Here is a 16232-nt window from a genome sequence, read left to right on the forward strand (position 1 = left end):
GCAAAGCCGTGGGAGCTGTTCAGGCCATCTTATTTCAGCAGGAGTAAACATAGCATCAAAGACCGTTTACCGCGCGAAGCAGAGCATCAGCGCTTCTATCCCAAGAAAACTTAAGTGCACGCGCATGACCGCGTGCGATCATGGTGGATCGGATGTCTGGATTTGCCGCGAGGTGCTCAATGCACCGGACGATATCATGAGCATTGTTTGGATCGAAATAGAGCGCCGCATCGCCACAGACTTCACAGGCCGGCTCTATGTTTGATGACAGTACCGGACAACCCAGGAACATGGCCTCGAGAGGCGGAATACCAAAGCCTTCATAAAGGCTTGGGAAAAGCAGGGCAGCGGCATTTGCATAAAGTGCGACAATCTCTTCGTCGGTCAGGCGTCCGGTAAATATGACCTGATCGGCTCCTACGCTGTCGCTTTGGCTTTCCTGCGCATCTTCCTTGAAAACACTCGATGCCGCAGCGCCCACCACCACGAAACGCGGAGCATTGTCAGCCATGATGCCAATTGCCTCGACAGCCCGCAGGATATTCTTGTTTGGCGTTGGGGAGCCGACGAACAGCACATAGGCATTTGATGTCAGATTCAAACGTTGCAACACCGTATCGTCAGGTGTGACGGATGCCATGTGTTCGCAGCTATTGGGAATGACCGAGATATTTTTTGCGCCGATCGTCTGCGCCAGTTCCCGTTTGGAAAATTCCGAAACAGTCGCGATATGACCTCGACGCGCGAGCAGATGTCCAAGCGAGCCATGCACGAAGCGATAGGCACGCGAGAAGTTCTCCGGCGTGCGAAAAATCATGGCGTCGTGGATGACGGTCAGGCTTTTCCCATGCAGGACCGGTCCACTGTTGCAGAGATTGATCAGGCGACCGTGGCGGGACGCTGCAAAAAGTTGGGTCTGTTCCCAGAGATGACCCGAGAGACTGCCGACATGACGCTGTTCGATGACAGACAGCTTCATATCCAGCGATGCATCTTTGGGTGCCAGCAAAACCCACTCATCCGTATTGTTTGTCGATGCGAGATGCCTGTCCAATGCTTTGACGATTTCCCGCGCAAAACGCTGAACGCCGCTGGTTTTCTGGGTCAGAAACCGTCCGTTGATAAAGTTGGTCATGCGAACCTGCGGCTTTCAGCAGACCAGTTGTCCACAATGTGATCATAAAGCTGCATGAGTTCTTCGTTCGTCCGCTCGCTTCTGTAGCGCTGCATGAAACGCTCATAGCCAGCCGCGCCCATTTGCGCCCAGCCCTCGGAACTGCGTGACGCAATGGCCGCAGCAAGCGCCTTATGATCACCCGGGGGAAAAAGAACACCGGTTTTACCGTCACTCACCACCGATTGCAGACCTCCGACCGCCGAGGCGATGACGGGTTTGCGTGAACGCATCGCCTCGAGTGCCACAAGTCCGAAACCTTCCCACCGCGATGGCATCGCAACGACGTCGCAAACGGCCATATGGCCAGCAATATCCTCGGCCGATCGCCATCCCAGCAATTCGACATTGGCTGGCAACGTCTGCGTCAGATCATTCTTTGTCGTGACATGCGCTCCGATGACGCGAAACACCGCCTTGTCCTTCAGTTCCGCTGCCGCTTGCAAGAGAATATCGACGCCCTTTTGCCGGTCCAGCCGTCCGACGAACAGCACTTTTGTGCGCGTGTCGAGCCATTCGGTCGGCGTAGCCACCGGAAGCTGTGACGATATTCCGTTTTCGATGACGATCATCCGCTCGGCTGAAATCCCTGCTTTCAGGCCCTGCTCATATTCGTAACCCGATATTGCGACGATCTTGTCTGCAAGCGGGGAAAGAATACGCTCGGCCCACCGGGCAGGATGACGCAAGGGGCCAAGCGTCTCCATGTCGAACACCCATCCGTGCGGGCAATAGACGACAGGCGGAAATTTGCCCGGCATCGCTCTAATTGTGCGAACGATACCTCCTGCAAGGGTGGAATGTGCGTGAACGACATCGGGCCGAAATGATCTTACCTCGTGCAGCACGGCACGCGCCAATGCTGGGAGCGCAGTGGATCGTTTCCGTCTCACGAAAGTCGCGATAGAAGAAGCCGGGGTATTTTTCAGAAAGCCTATATGGGCATCGGGTACGATAACCCTGATATTTTCAGCGCCCAGAGCCTTGATTTGGCTTGGGACTATTTCGTTGAAATAGGTCGCTGGCCTGCCAGGCATAGTCTCAAAAACGTGCAGAATCTTCATGATCCACCTCATCCACGGCATTGGATCGATGACGACCTGCCCTTTCACGGAAACTTAAATCGCAAATTTCTTAATCAAGACAGAATATTGAAATGAAAAAGAGGGAATGCTCCATTTGACTTGATCATATTGTGCGCTATGCAACTTGAAAACGCCACTCAGCCTGTTGCACTACTCATTTTATTTTGATGCCTCTGTTAAAGACTGCGTATTTCAGCGACGCAGCGTTCAATATATTTAAATGGTTCTGAAGTCATAACTACGCGTAAAGATAAGAACACTACGCGGATAGAGGTAAGCGGATTTGAAAATCTGCATCGTATCGCAAACTTTCGCTCCACAAGAGGAGGGCGGCGCGGAAATTTCCGCTCGCCTGGGCGCAATGGAGCTTGGCCAGCGTCACGATATCACCGTGCTGGCATTGGGCAAAGAGGGCGATGCCATCGCACCGCCAGGTGAAACCCGGTTGCAAGGCTGCATTCGTGTGGTTCGCCTTCCCTGGAACAACAGCTATCTACCCCTGCCTCGTAAATCATCCGCCGGTTTTTTACACCGGGCAAGCTGGCATCTGCGCACCGCCATGGGAGCCCTTTGTCCGGAACAGCTCACAAAATTTCTGGTCACGGAAAAGTTCGATCTCATCTATGCTCAGAACTCGGCCTATATGCAGCCAGCCCTCTTTATTGCTGCCCGCAGGGCAAATATCCCCATCTGCCTGCATTTGAGAGATTATGGACTGCTCTGTCCCAAGACCAGCATGTTTCGCAATGGCGATAATTGTGAGCGTCCGTGTTTCGACTGCTCGCTTTTGACGCGGCGGATGCGTGAGATGAGAGGCGAAGGCATGACGGTCATCGCTGTCAGCGACGCTCTGCGGCAACGGTTCGTCACCAACGGCGTCTTGGAAGATGCCGACTGGCACGTGATGCACAACACAAATGCCACCGAAAATATCTATGATAGATCTCTCGTCGGCAGACGGAACACGACAGCACCGGTGTTCACCTTCGGCTATCTCGGCGCGGTGTCCCAAGAGAAGGGCGTGGACGACCTGATCCGTGCCTTCATGTCACTGCCAGACCGCGACAATGCAAAACTTATTCTCGCCGGACGAGGCCGTGACAGCGACATCGCAAAACTAAAGCGACTGTCTCAAGGTGCGCCGATCGAATTTAAAGGTTTCGTCAGACCGGAAGAAATCTACCGCGTGGCCGATGCGATCATCGTGCCGTCCAGATGGCACGAACCGCAGAGCCGCATTCTGGTCGAAGCGCCCGTCTATGGCATTCCCGTCATCGGCACGATGCGTGGCGGCACCACGGAAATCATACGAGAACACCAGACTGGCTGGTATTATGATCCAGACAAGCCAGAAGCGCTGTCGGAACTCTTGGCAAAAGCTCTGGCGATTGGCCAGAAACGCTGGTGGGAAAAGCGCGACGAGATTTTCCCGGGTCTTGCGAGCTTCAAAGGAACTGCCGAGCAATCCGGTTACTACGGTCATTTAGAGAATATATTACTGGCCGCAGCGAGGCGCTGAAACCGCCTCGATTGACCCTTCAAATTACTGCGAACCGGTCAGAAAATGGCCTTTGGGCTGGTCTTTCCAAAATGTTCCCAGCCATGCGTCGGTTGATTGCGGCCTGAAGGCACCAAAGCCGGAGGTCGGGCTGAACGTCATTTCCCCAAACAAGGGTCCGGACGGCCTGTCATAGAAATCGATGCGAACGAACTCGAAGCCCTGTGCCAATGTACGAGCGGCTGCCAGAATCTCATCGAGATGCGGCGGGCGCGCTAGGTCCCCTGTCTCAAGCGGATAATAATGCCCGAAATCGAGCTTGTTCCAATGCTCGTCATAAAAGCAGCGTCGGTGGTCGCTAAAGCGCGCCGTGTCGATCTGGATGCAGGGAACATCGTTTTCAAAGCAAAAGAACTTGTAGTCTACCGGTGCCTCTCCACCCTCCCCGATAAACGGTTCAATGAAGATTTCCGGATCGATGTGATTGTACCACTCTTCCGCCAACCGCCATGCGGTTCGCCCGTTGAGCCAGACATCACATTTCTCCTTTGCGCCAACCAGATCCTCCGGTCCGTAGACGAAGATATTGCGATCTGACCCGTGATTGACTTTGATGACATAAGGAAACGGCAGTGGTGGGCAATCGTCAAGGTTTTTGCCCCGCCACAGCGTTGGCGTCACCCATCGTTCCCCTAGAACCTTCGCGACATGCGCCTTTACCGCAATCTTGTCGCTAAGCAGGATCAGGCGCGGATCGGACTGCGGACCTGTCCAGGCGATCTTGCGGGCGGCGAGATGCTCGTTCAATGTTTTGGGGTTATCCAGATCGGCCCATAATTTGTGATAGCGATAATACTGCAATTGCGTTGCCTGCTTGATCGGCAGGCTCTGAATGGCTGCATGGTACAGCTTTTTGAAAATGCGGCGTCCTAATGAATGCCGGGGCTGGTCCGATGCCATGGGTTCAATCGCCTTCTAAAACGAATTTGGGATATTCAGCTTACTGCCGTTCCTATGATCGTGACGCTCGCCAAAGCAACGTGCTCGATATCGTCGCCGTAACAAGCGCCGTGAAAAACGCGGACAGACCGGCACCGATAAAACCAAAGCTACTGATCAACAGGAAACTCATACCGATCGACAGGAGAACGCTGGATAGATTGACGAATGCATAGTGTCCGTCTTTCCGCAGGCTGTTGAGCCCCAGACCCATGAGATCCGTGCAGGAGCGGACGACGGCCGTCAGAAGCAACAGCGCGAAAATACCTTGATGCTGGCCGAGTTCAGGCATGTTCATGAGATGCACGAGAATATTGCCGCTGATGAAAATCGCCACACCCAATCCGAAAGCAACGGCAGCGGTTTTGGTAAACTGCCAGATCATTACTTCCCGCCACTCTTTCATGGAGCCGGTATTGTAAGCTTTGAAAAGAGCGGGAATGGCGACCTGTAAAACTGCGGTCGCTATCAATGTCTGCAACGCATTGGCAAGCGACCAATAGAACGTGTAGACGCCGGTGAGCGAAAGCGTGAGAAGCAGCGACACGATATAGCGATCCGCATAAACCAATCCGACATTGCTTATATCGCTGATATAGATCAGCCATGCCTTTCGCATGCGTTTTCTCACCCACCGCATCCGCATGGGGGCCTGCAAAATCCGTCTGAAAGGCCATTGCCGTAGAAAGCTGGCAAGCGCGCCAAACATAAGAATATACCCAAGGCTCCACGCGATCATGATCGTTTCGATGTTGCGGAAAACCTCTGAGATCAACCCCAAACCGATGACGGGTAGAATCCATGATGAGGTTCTTAGAAAGAACAGCACATTGGCCTGGCTCGACATTTCCTGTGCAATGAGCGGCACATGAATATCGCAGGAAATCGTCTCTAGCCAAACGACCAGAAGGATAAGGAAGTAAAGCGGTACCACCGCATGACCCATAAAGTGGGCTAGGATCAAACCTATTGCGGTCATCGCGGCAAGCGACGTGACAGTCACCAGCAGTCGCGTCTTTATGTACACACCGGCGACGCCGGATGTTTTTCCGCTGACGTCTCTTGCTATGAAGTAATTCAGGCCCCAGCCGAGAGCTGCCGGAGCAGCATTCACCACACCCAGCGCAAGACCATAGATGCCGGCGGCTTCGAGGCCCATGAATTTGACAATATAAAAAGACAGCGCAAAGCGCAAAACAAGCGTCGAACCGCGAAGGCCCATATTGAAGATGACGTTGATACCGGTAAGAGAACGACCTTGCAGAAACGGTATACGCATGGCTGTCCGGTTGTTGTTTTCAGCCAATGTCGATCCTCAATATTGCAAACCGGAACGCGTCATGCGGACCACTTTGATATTTTCCATGCCGCTCTCTTCTAACGTGACAAGCGCGATAACGATGCTTCCGGTATCGTCTTCGTGCTGCATGAGGAAGACGTCATCGAGATCACGGCGCAGGCTTGGATGAACCCGCGATTTTGTGGCCACGCCACCATCGATGACGATGAGGTCGAAAGCCTCGCCGTTTCCGTCCGTCGTTTTTTTGAATGTCTCGCTCAAGTCCCGTTCATCCGCCGGGGAAAAGTGAAGAAACGGAACGGACTCGACATCGTAAAACCCGTTTCCGTCCACCTCAACTGTGCTTTGCTCAGGTAAAAGCATGGCCGTCAACAAAGGATCGTGTGTCGCACGATCGACAAGGAGAACGCGACGTCCAAGTTTGGCAACATCCGCCGCCAGGTTGAACGCGGAATAGGGCGCGCGATTTTTCGGACCTGTGGAAACGACCATGATGGTGTGGTTGGCACCCGGTTTGAGCGCAGATGAAACGAACCGCGCCAAACCGTCAAAGCCCTCATCTGCTGTTGCGACCAGCGCTCTCATATCCGCCTCACGAACAAAGCGATTGAATGTGGCGACGGGAGCAGCCGGGATAGCGCTGGTGTTATCCGAGGTCGGCAACAATCCACCACTGGGACCACGATCTGCCTCAGGGCCAGGTAAACTATTGCGGGGCGAGCGCACCATCTGCAATTCACTTGGCTGATCACGAAACTGATCCCGCAAAATGAGAAGGCCAGCAGCCAGAAGAAGCCCGAAAATTCCGCCGCCGGCCGATATCAGACCGCGTGGAGGTCCAGCTTTGCGCAATGGCGGTTCCGCGCTGGAAATTATCTGCGGGTTTTCGCTCGATGTGCCCTGCTGCTCAGAAAGCTGCTTGGTTCTCAACAAGAACGCTTCATAGACGGCACGATCGCTTTCCAGCTTTCGCTGCAATTCGCGCAACCGCACCATGGTTTGTTCGTCGCTGTTGAGGCTTGTCTTCAGCGCGTCGGCGTTGGACGTCGAAAGTTTGAGCTGGTTTCTCAAACGCGCCAGATTGCTTGAAGTCGCCGTCGAGAAGTTCCGCAATTGTTCGTCAAGGATAGCATTGAGCGACTGGGTCCGCGCACGCGCGGCCTGAAGGGACGGATGCTGCGCACCCAATGACGTCGCCTGAACGGACTCCTCTTCACGGCTTTCCTGATAACGCGCGCGCAAAGAAATAATTGCGGGTGTCAGGGACGTGTCCGGAATGGAGCGCAAATATTGTCTGTCGTTTCTGGCACGATTGAGCTCGGCCACAAGAGCTTCGCCTTCGGCAACCGAGGCCGACAGCCTTGATATTTCGGTATTGGCATCGGCAATGCGCTGCTCGACATCCGGTCGTCCTTGAATATCCGCCAGATTATGCTCTGCGCGATACGCCTGAACGGCACGGTCGCCATCTTCCACAGCTTTGCGCAGCTGATCAAGTTGCGCAGAAAGCCCCCCGCCCGTGCGCCGCAGCACATCGCTGTTCATTTCCATGCGCACTTGCGCGTAGGTGGTGGCGATGAGATTGGCAAGCTCGGCAGCGCGCTGCGGGCTGTCGGACTTGACCGACACATTGACGATGAAGCTCTTGCCGACAGCATCGACGGATATAACCTTGCGCAACGCATCGAGCGCCAGATTGCTGCGGCTTTCCTTGTCGGGGTAGACCGGGTCGGCGGCCCCAAATTTGGGATCGTCGTAAAGTTTCTCGCTCTCCACGATCCGTGAGAGCACCTGTGCAGAGGTGATGATATATTGCTGATTGAGGACGTGTGAGTCCACCGCACGTGGCTGTCCCGGCAAGTCGCTTTCCAGGACCCGGGAGCCTTCAGGATCGAGCAAGATTTGCGACGTCGCGACATAGTAATTCGGGATCAACAACGACGCGCCGAACGCCAGTGCCGCGCAGATGATACCAATGAGGAGAATGAACAGGGCGTTACGCCACAGCAATGCCGCCAAACGGAGAAGATTGTTTGGCCCGCTTGTTTGCTCCCGATAATGCGGCTCGTAAGATGTCGTCTCGTTAATCGCCATACCGGTTTACGATCCCATCTTTTGTGGAAGCTGCGTCTTACGATTTCCTGACATCGCCATTCTCTTGAACGTTCGCCTAATGTGTAATCGCCAGCTCGTTGCGGACGCGCCGCTTGCGTATATTCCGGCTTTTCTCATGATACGCGGAAGAACCGCCCAGTATTTGACCAGCCGTCAGTCTAGGGATGACGGGTTAATATACCGTTTTGCGGAAGCAGCCTTTCCTGGGCGGCCAATTCGTCTTCAGTAAGGCAATAGCTTTTGACCTGTTTTTGTCCCTAGCGTTTAGCGCTCTGCGAGCTCCCACCACAGACATTCTTACGGCCCGCACGCACAGGATAAGAACCGCATCTTTTAGATAGCCGGCTAATCTTATTTTTCGAGTTGGCGTCCGATGACCCTTGGGATCAGAAACTTGGAGGCGTGCAAGCACTGATGACTTCGCAGGGCACTGGCCCCACGCAACGAAACGTGTGCGGCCGTCTGCTTTCAAAATAATAGGCGTCGCCGGGGCCAAGAATGCGACGCTCATCATCCACCGTCACTTCCAACCTTCCTGAAAGAACGATACCGCCCTCCTCTCCTTCGTGAACCAGCGGAACACGGCCGGTCCCTGCACCCGGTTGGTAGCACTCCTTCAATATCTGCAAACTTCTTCCGAACAGGTTCTCTCCAATCTGACGATAGGAGACGGGCCCTTTACCAATCTCGACCAACTCCTCAGCCGCGTAAAAAGCCTTGCGTGGCTTGTCTGGTTCCAGCGCAAAAAATTCGGCAAGTCCAATAGGGATGCCGTCGAGTATCCGCTTCAATGCGCCGACTGAAGGATTTGTAGAGTTGGATTCGATCAGGGAGATCGCGGAGTTGGTGACCCCTGCACGCTTGGCCAACTCCCGTTGGGATAATTTGTGGAGAGAGCGCAGATGACGCAATCTGTTACCAATGTCGACGACCACCGTGAACCTCACCGTTGCATATGTTCGATATACCGCAAATCCTTACAAGGAAATCCATCTTTATCAATGGCTTAGTCATTATAAGAAATAGACTTGTTCGATGATGCGAAGTGCAGGATTGATATCTTATCATAACATGGGGAACCCGATGGATCACAGCAACAAATCCAACATGCCAAATCTTTCCAATTTCTGGATGCCATTCACGGCAAACCGGCAGTTCAAGGCGTCGCCGCGGCTGTTGGCCAGTGCGGAAGGCATGTATTACAAAGATATTGATGGCAACACGATTCTGGATGGCACGGCAGGCCTGTGGTGCGTCAATGCCGGACATGGACGCAGGCGCATTACCGAAGCCGTAGAGCGCCAGCTTTCGACCCTCGATTTCGCGCCCACCTTCCAGATGGGCCATCCAATTGCCTTCGAGTTCGCCGAGAAGCTCGCAGCGATCGCACCCGGAGGACCGGATGCTGGACTCGATCGTGTTTTCTTCACCGGCTCCGGTTCGGAATCCGTCGACACCGCATTGAAGATCGCGATTGCCTATCAGCGCGCCATCGGCCAAGGAACCCGCAGTCGCATCATCGGTCGTGAAAAAGGTTATCACGGCGTTGGCTTCGGCGGTATTTCTGTCGGCGGCCTCGTCAACAACCGCAGAGTCTTCCCCCAAATTCCCGCCGATCATATGCGCCATACGCTGGATCTAGACCGCAATGCTTTCTCACATGGCCTGCCGGAACACGGCGTCGAACTCGCAGACGATCTAGAGCGTCTGGTCGCGCTGCACGGTGCCGAGACCATAGCAGCTGTGATCGTAGAACCCATGTCGGGTTCGGCTGGCGTCATCCTTCCGCCGCAGGGATATTTGCAGCGTCTGCGCGCCATCGCCGACAAGCATGGCATCCTGCTGATCTACGATGAAGTCATCACCGGCTTCGGCCGCCTCGGCAAACCATTCGCCACGGACTATTTCGGCGTCGTTCCGGATCTCGTCACCACTGCGAAAGGCATCACAAATGGTGCGATCCCGATGGGGGCAGTTTTTGCCAAGCGTGCGGTGTATGACGCGTTGATGCAAGGACCGGACAATCAGATCGAACTGTTCCATGGCTATACCTATTCGGGGCACCCCGTCGCTTGCGCCGCCGGTATCGCCACGCTCGAGATCTATCAGGAAGAAGACCTGCTCACCCGCGCCGCTGATCTCGAACAAGCATGGCAGGATGCGCTTCACTCCCTGAAGGGACTGCCGCACGTCCTTGATATCCGCAATCTGGGCTTGGTTGGCGCGATTGAGCTTTCGCCACGGGAAGGTGCGCCGGGAACCCGTGCCTACGATGCGTTTGTGGATTGCCTCAAGAAGGGCCTCCTGGTTCGCGTCACCGGCGATATTATTGCGCTGTCCCCGCCACTGATTATCGAAGAAAGTCAGATTACGGATATTGTCTCGATTATCGGCGATGCCTTGAAACGCGTCGCATAATTTCACTAGCCCCTGGAGCGGCTGTGTCGCTCCAGGGGCTAGGCTTTACTAAATTTTTAGCAAGTTTATACGCTTGTTTTAATTAAATAAAAAACGCCAAAAGAAAGCCAAGTGGCGTTTTTGTTTCACCACTTCGTACCGACAATTATAGGTTATTTTCCTGTCCATCGGAGCTGTTGTTCTCCGCTTGTTTGGCAATGCGCTCAGCCACCTGGCGAGTCTGATTGCGTATGTCAGGCACAGCAGTAATTTCCCAAAACTGCCCCGCTGTCAAGGCTCCAACAGCAAAGAGGCCTTCTCGTGGGTAACCCTCACAAGACAAAGCCCGGGAGTTTTCGTCTACTCTAATCCCAAGCCCGAGAGGATCGATGTCGAGCATGTTTTGCGCCTGCATGTTTTGCAACAGTGGCGAATGGCCTATTCCAGCCCGCTCCATGCCCGTACAGTTTACGAGCCAGTCGAATGCGAGCGATGTCTCTTCCGATGTGCCGCGCCGACGGAAGGTGAGATGGCTGGTATCGCCAAGGCGCGCTATCTTGGAGACGAAACCCGCATGAACCGATACCGTACCATCCTGCATGAGGGCGTCGAAAACCTCATGGACCTGGGGTGCGATACGATGCCTGTGAATGTTCCACCAAGCCAAGGCGTGCCGCAGGAATCTCGACCGTTGCGCTTGGCTCAAATCCTGCCAGAGGTGTTGAGTCTTGTGCCGCAACCCTTCCATCACGGCTCGCCAATCCTGCCCTCCCCTCACCTGACGCCGGAGGTCTGCAAGAATCTCACTGATCTCCAACCGGCTTTTCATCAATGCCGGCTCTACCGCCTGCACGGGATGGGTGCTGTGCGCATGCGGCGTCAAACCACGGCGGGACAGAACATGGATTTTGCCACGATGCCCCATGTTCCGGAGAGACAGGACCTGGTCGATCATCGTCAATCCGGAGCCCAGAATTGCGATGGTGTCATCTGGCTTCACGCGCGACAACCAGCCCAAGCGCCAGGGATTACGCACCACCCGACGCAGTAGCGCCATATCGGCATCGGAAGTTAGCCGCGGCAAACTCGCGGTGCCGACACCAAGACAAAGCGCAATATTTTTTGCTCTTAACTCTCTCCCATCACTAAGACGAAACCCAACTCCCTCCTCGTCGCATGACGAGCAAGAAAGGGCCTTGGCTTTAACAAAGTCTACGCGCGCGCGCTGATGTTTGCTGCGCAATAGGGAAGCCAGCGTATCTCTGAGATACAGACCGTAATCATGACGGGATGCGAAACTGCCGCCGTCAACGGGCCGTCCGCGTTTCGTCAGCCAGTCCACGAAATCCGATGGCTTATCTGCAAAAGCACTCATGCGCGCCGCAGGCACATTCAATCGGTGCAAATGCAATTCGGTTCGATAAGCCGTTCCGCGACCAAACGCGGAATCATCTCCAACAATGGCGATGGACGCAGTCGAAGGAAGAACTTCTAGAAGATTGGTTACAAGACTGATCGCGGAAAACCCGGACCCAACAACGGCAACGTCATAAACCACACAGAATCTCCTGTCTTTCATTTCGCACGCAGAAAACCTTAACCACTCCAGAAACGCAAATGCGAATTAGCCAGCACTTCATATAGCTATAAACCGACCCGCTCTGCTCTCTCATGACAGTCGATACAAAGCAGTTAGCCGCGGCTAACTTCAAGACGTCCTCAAACCTCCCGATACAATTCGCACCGTTCCACCAAATTCACGCCAGGAATAATGCTTAGTTGGCTGAAAAGATTCATGTTTAGGCTTTCCGAATACCTATTGCGCCAAAAAGAGAATCGGCGCTTATATCTCAGTTGCGGAAAAAACCGATTTCAGCGGAAAAAAACGCAACTGATCCAACAAGCGGAAAACACTTGATATGACCCAAAGCGCCGATCTGAAATCTGCTGAGAAGGCACCCGATCTTACGGAGCTTATCCTACAGCATTCGGCCGCGCTGTCTGCGCAACTGCAAGCGCACAACGCAAATACATTCGCACCTCTGTCCGAAAAAAGCATGAGGAATTTTTCTCCATCCGAAACGGCTAAGCTGATCGGCATTGGAGAAGCATATCTCCGCCAGATCGCCGCCGAACAACCGGAGCTCAGCGCTTCGCAGAGTGGCGGTCGCCGAAGCTATTCCGTTGAGGATATCCACGAGATCCGCAAGTTCCTCGATCAGGGCGCGCGCGGTACTCGCCGCTACCTTCCTCATCGTCGTGAAGGCGAAGACTTGCAGGTCATCGCCGTGATGAACTTCAAGGGCGGCTCCGGCAAGACCACAACATCGGCGCATCTAGCGCAATTTCTCGCACTGCGTGGCTATCGTGTTCTTGCAATCGATCTTGACCCGCAGGCAAGTCTGTCTGCCCTCTTCGGACATCAACCGGAGCTAGATGTCGGACCCAACGAAACTCTATACGGTGCGATCCGCTATGACGGCGAACAACGCCCCATCGCCGAGATCGTTCGCGGAACCTATATTCCCGATCTCCACATTATTCCCGGCAATCTGGAACTGATGGAGTTCGAACATGATACCCCACGCGCGCTGATGCGCCGTGCGCCAGGAGACACGCTGTTTTTCGCCCGCATTGGTCAAGCTATCGCGCAGGCGCAAAACTTTTATGACGTCGTGGTTATCGATTGCCCCCCGCAACTCGGTTACCTCACACTATCGGCCCTGACGGCGGCGACATCGGTTCTTGTTACCGTTCATCCACAAATGCTCGACGTCATGTCGATGAACCAGTTCCTTGCCATGACCGGTGACCTTCTCGCTGAAATCGGCAGGGCTGGTGCTCGGTCGGATTATCACTGGATGCGGTACCTGGTCACACGCTTCGAGCCGAGTGATGGTCCACAGAACCAGATGGTGGCTTTCCTTCGCTCCATATTCGGAGAGCATGTGTTGAACCATCCCATGCTAAAGACCACCGCGGTGTCCGACGCCGGATTGACCAATCAAACGCTTTTCGAGGTGGAACGGACGCAGTTCACGAGAGCGACTTATGATCGCGCGTTGGAATCCATGACGAATGTTAATGCCGAAATTGAAGGCTTGATTAAGAAAGCCTGGGGTAGGGCCGTATGAGCAGAAAAGAAATCTTCGCCAATCTCGGCGGTAAGAACACCGATAATGCAGACGCTCCTGCCGAGCGCGCTCGTCCGCGCATTCGCCCTATCCTTGGTTCGCCAGAGCTAGTGACCGATGTCATCAATTCTCCGGTGGGGATGATCGGACAATCCCTCAATGAGGTATCCGAGCGCTCAAAACGTGCCGAAGAGATTGAGCGTAAGCTTGCTGAAGGGCTCACAATCGTCGCGCTCGATGCCTCAGACGTCGATCCATCTTTCATTCCTGACCGTATGCCTTCCTCCATTGAAGCCGATGTCGGCCTTGTGGAGGCTATTCGCGAACAGGGCCAGCAGGTCCCTATTCTCGTTCGTCCTCATCCGCAGCATCCTGGGCGTTATCAGGTTGCTTTCGGTCATCGTCGTTTACGGGCTGTGGCTGAAATCGGTATTCCCGTTCGCGCAGTCGTTCGCAATCTCACAGATGAGCAGCTTGTTGTTGCCCAGGGTCAGGAGAACAACGAGCGTCGTGATCTCAGCTACATCGAAAAGGCACGCTTTGCGCAAAAGCTCCAGATGCGTTTCTCCCGAGAAACCATCATGGCCGCGATGTCTCTGTACAAAGGCGATCTGTCAAACATGCTTTCGGTTGTCGGCCGCATTCCCGATGACATCGTCGATAGCATAGGCCCCGCTCCAGGTGTCGGGCGTCGTAGCTGGATGGATCTCGCAGAACAGCTTTCGTCTTCAAAGGTCAATGAAGCTGCGCGGGCCTATCTCAACGATGAGACCGTCGCCAAGCTTTCTTCGGAAGAGCGCTTCAAGTCAATTTTGGAGTTTCTCAAGCCGAAGGTTGAGCCAAAGAAAACCGGTGTTCTATCAACGGAGAGCGGTCAGAAACTCGCAAAGATCGTAGAAACCGATCACCGGCTGGATATCTCTATCGACCGTAGGCAAGCGCCAGAATTCGCAGCCTTCGTTCTAGAGCACCTACAAACACTGTTCGAAGAGCATCGCTCTAAACAGTAATCAACCCGTTTTCGATTGAACCATTAACAGGAGCAGCAAGCCCAAAAGAAAAAAGCCCCCGAACGTTGCCGCACGGAAGCCTTTCTTTGATCTAAGCACCCAAAGAATCTCATTTCCGCGAATCATAGTCAATAGTCTTGGCATCGATATTTCTTCGGTGAGCGATTTTCTTTTGCCTTTTTGAAGGTGAAAGACATGAATAGCGATATTGTAACGACGCCATTCGGGCGGCGAGGGCTATCACTTGGCCGTCTCGCACGTCAGTTTGCGTCCAGAAACATTGACCCTGCGCGGTCAATCGATAAATGGAAGCTGTTTCGCGCCACATGCGAAGCTCGTCCCTTACTCGGTATTTCGGACCGATCACTGGCAGTGCTGAATGCTTTGCTCAGTTTTTATCCCAAAGCAGAATTGTCAGAGCAAAATGGCCTGGTGGTGTTTCCATCTAACCAGCAGCTCTCTCTTCGTGCACATGGCATGACAGAGCAAACACTCCGCCGGCATCTTACCGCGCTCATCGAAGCCGGTCTCATTCTGCGTAAAGACAGTCCAAACGGGAAACGATACGCACGCAAAGACAGAAGCGGCGGCATTAGCGATGCATACGGATTTTCGCTTGCCCCGCTGATTACGCGGGCCGATGAAATACAAACGATTGCCGATCAGGTCATCGAAGAGCGTTTGCATCTACAAAGATTGCGGGAAAAAATCAGCCTGTGCAGACGAGACATCATAAAGTTTGGTGAAATTGCCGTGGTTGACGGTGTCGATGGTGATTGGGACAGCTATCGGCAACTCTATCTGATCACGACATCCACGCTTGACCGTAAATCAAAGGCTGCACATCTCGCTCTTGTTCTGGAAGATTTGGACCATTTGCGCGCAGACATGGCTAAGCAGTTGGAAAAACACATAGAAAAACAAAAAATAAGCGCCAATGCCTATCAAAATGAGCGGCTTATACAGAGTTCAGAATCCGAATCCTTTATTGAAAGCCAACATGTGGATAACGAGAGAAACCCTCCGACCGAAACACCAGTAGAAACTCAAGCGGCTTTAGAAGAGACAAACGTTGCAAAGGATCGCTCTTTCAGCCTCCAACGGGCTAGGAGCGAAGGTTTCGATCTCCAAACGCTGCTCAAAGCATGCCCAGAGATCGCCCTCTATGGCCCCAATGGGGATGTGAGAAGCTGGAACGACCTGAAACAAGCCACTCATGTGGTCAGAACAATGCTCTCCATTAGCCATTCTGCCTATGAAGCAGCAGAAAAAACCATGGGCTCACAGAATACCAATGCAATCATAGCGTGCATTCTGGAACGTTCAGCAACAATTCAATCTGCGGGTGGATATCTACGCAGCTTGACCGAAAAATCGCGAGCGAAACAATTCTCAATAAAACCAATGCTCATGGCACTTCTACGCGCTCGTACATCACCACAAGCTGCTGCTGCCTATGCCTTATGCTAAAAGAAAAAATTAGATTGGGGACCTCTGCAATAAAATTGACTTTTTGAGGA

12 protein-coding genes are annotated in these 16232 nt (G+C 53.6%); 5 read left to right on the plus strand and 7 right to left on the minus strand.

What is annotated here, in order from left to right; genetic code table 11:
- Positions 1 to 55 precede the first annotated feature (55 nt).
- Both DSM25558_RS05140 and DSM25558_RS05145 read right to left on the minus strand, forming a co-directional pair.
- The gene (locus tag DSM25558_RS05140) at positions 56 to 1135 is read right to left on the minus strand and encodes a glycosyltransferase family 4 protein (RefSeq protein ID WP_077102443.1); all 1080 of its coding nucleotides are present in this window, start codon (positions 1133 to 1135) and stop codon (positions 56 to 58) included.
- Positions 1132 to 2238, minus strand: coding sequence for a glycosyltransferase (locus DSM25558_RS05145; RefSeq protein WP_077102445.1), 1107 nt, complete (start codon positions 2236 to 2238; stop codon positions 1132 to 1134). The genes DSM25558_RS05140 and DSM25558_RS05145 overlap by 4 nt, the downstream gene beginning before the upstream one ends.
- A gap of 304 nt (positions 2239 to 2542) precedes the next feature.
- Between DSM25558_RS05145 and DSM25558_RS05150 the strand changes: the two genes are divergently transcribed.
- Complete coding sequence (locus tag DSM25558_RS05150) at positions 2543 to 3778, plus strand: glycosyltransferase (RefSeq protein WP_077102447.1); 1236 nt, start codon at positions 2543 to 2545, stop codon at positions 3776 to 3778.
- Between the two features lie 24 nt (positions 3779 to 3802).
- On the opposite strand, the gene DSM25558_RS05155 is transcribed toward DSM25558_RS05150, so the two are convergent.
- From DSM25558_RS05155 to DSM25558_RS05170, 4 genes are all read right to left on the minus strand, one after another.
- Complete coding sequence (locus DSM25558_RS05155; protein ID WP_077102449.1) at positions 3803 to 4717, minus strand: ATP-grasp fold amidoligase family protein; 915 nt, start codon at positions 4715 to 4717, stop codon at positions 3803 to 3805.
- 52 nt (positions 4718 to 4769) lie between these two features.
- Positions 4770 to 6062, minus strand: coding sequence for a lipopolysaccharide biosynthesis protein (locus DSM25558_RS05160; RefSeq protein ID WP_077102451.1), 1293 nt, complete (start codon positions 6060 to 6062; stop codon positions 4770 to 4772).
- A 9-nt stretch (positions 6063 to 6071) separates the two neighbouring features.
- Positions 6072 to 8150 (minus strand): GumC family protein, encoded by a 2079-nt coding sequence (locus DSM25558_RS05165; RefSeq protein WP_077102453.1) that lies wholly within the window; start codon positions 8148 to 8150, stop codon positions 6072 to 6074.
- A 407-nt stretch (positions 8151 to 8557) separates the two neighbouring features.
- On the minus strand, positions 8558 to 9106 hold the full coding sequence (locus DSM25558_RS05170; protein ID WP_077102455.1) for a cupin domain-containing protein: 549 nt from the start codon (positions 9104 to 9106) through the stop codon (positions 8558 to 8560).
- Between the two features lie 148 nt (positions 9107 to 9254).
- Between DSM25558_RS05170 and DSM25558_RS05175 the strand changes: the two genes are divergently transcribed.
- Complete coding sequence (locus DSM25558_RS05175; protein ID WP_077102457.1) at positions 9255 to 10589, plus strand: omega-aminotransferase AptA; 1335 nt, start codon at positions 9255 to 9257, stop codon at positions 10587 to 10589.
- Between the two features lie 145 nt (positions 10590 to 10734).
- Here the strand turns inward: DSM25558_RS05175 and DSM25558_RS05180 are convergent, their stop codons facing one another.
- The gene (locus tag DSM25558_RS05180) at positions 10735 to 12126 is read right to left on the minus strand and encodes an FAD/NAD(P)-binding protein (RefSeq protein WP_077102471.1); all 1392 of its coding nucleotides are present in this window, start codon (positions 12124 to 12126) and stop codon (positions 10735 to 10737) included.
- 361 nt (positions 12127 to 12487) lie between these two features.
- On the opposite strand from DSM25558_RS05180, the gene repA reads away from it, so the two are divergent.
- From repA to repC, 3 genes are all read left to right on the plus strand, one after another.
- A complete protein-coding gene (repA, locus tag DSM25558_RS05185) occupies positions 12488 to 13702 on the plus strand; it encodes a plasmid partitioning protein RepA (RefSeq protein WP_077102473.1) in 1215 nt (404 codons plus the stop codon).
- Positions 13699 to 14712 (plus strand): plasmid partitioning protein RepB, encoded by a 1014-nt coding sequence (repB, locus tag DSM25558_RS05190; RefSeq protein WP_077102475.1) that lies wholly within the window; start codon positions 13699 to 13701, stop codon positions 14710 to 14712. Before repA ends, repB begins: the two co-directional genes overlap by 4 nt.
- A gap of 195 nt (positions 14713 to 14907) precedes the next feature.
- On the plus strand, positions 14908 to 16182 hold the full coding sequence (gene repC / locus DSM25558_RS05195; protein ID WP_077102477.1) for a plasmid replication protein RepC: 1275 nt from the start codon (positions 14908 to 14910) through the stop codon (positions 16180 to 16182).
- Positions 16183 to 16232: the final 50 nt, after the last annotated feature.

The organism is Agrobacterium sp. DSM 25558, from assembly GCF_900100825.1.
Taxonomy (GTDB): Bacteria; Pseudomonadota; Alphaproteobacteria; order Rhizobiales; family Rhizobiaceae; genus Agrobacterium.

Bases quoted from the DNA above. Each gene is read 5' to 3' on its own strand.
- DSM25558_RS05140 (WP_077102443.1), bottom strand. From the start codon at position 1,135: ATGACCAACTTTATCAACGGACGGTTTCTGACCCAGAAAACCAGCGGC.
- DSM25558_RS05145 (WP_077102445.1), bottom strand. From the start codon at position 2,238: ATGAAGATTCTGCACGTTTTTGAGACTATGCCTGGCAGGCCAGCGACC.
- DSM25558_RS05155 (WP_077102449.1), bottom strand. From the start codon at position 4,717: ATGGCATCGGACCAGCCCCGGCATTCATTAGGACGCCGCATTTTCAAA.
- DSM25558_RS05165 (WP_077102453.1), bottom strand. From the start codon at position 8,150: ATGGCGATTAACGAGACGACATCTTACGAGCCGCATTATCGGGAGCAA.
- DSM25558_RS05175 (WP_077102457.1), top strand. From the start codon at position 9,255: ATGGATCACAGCAACAAATCCAACATGCCAAATCTTTCCAATTTCTGG.
- repA (WP_077102473.1), top strand. From the start codon at position 12,488: ATGACCCAAAGCGCCGATCTGAAATCTGCTGAGAAGGCACCCGATCTT.
- repB (WP_077102475.1), top strand. From the start codon at position 13,699: ATGAGCAGAAAAGAAATCTTCGCCAATCTCGGCGGTAAGAACACCGAT.
- repC (WP_077102477.1), top strand. From the start codon at position 14,908: ATGAATAGCGATATTGTAACGACGCCATTCGGGCGGCGAGGGCTATCA.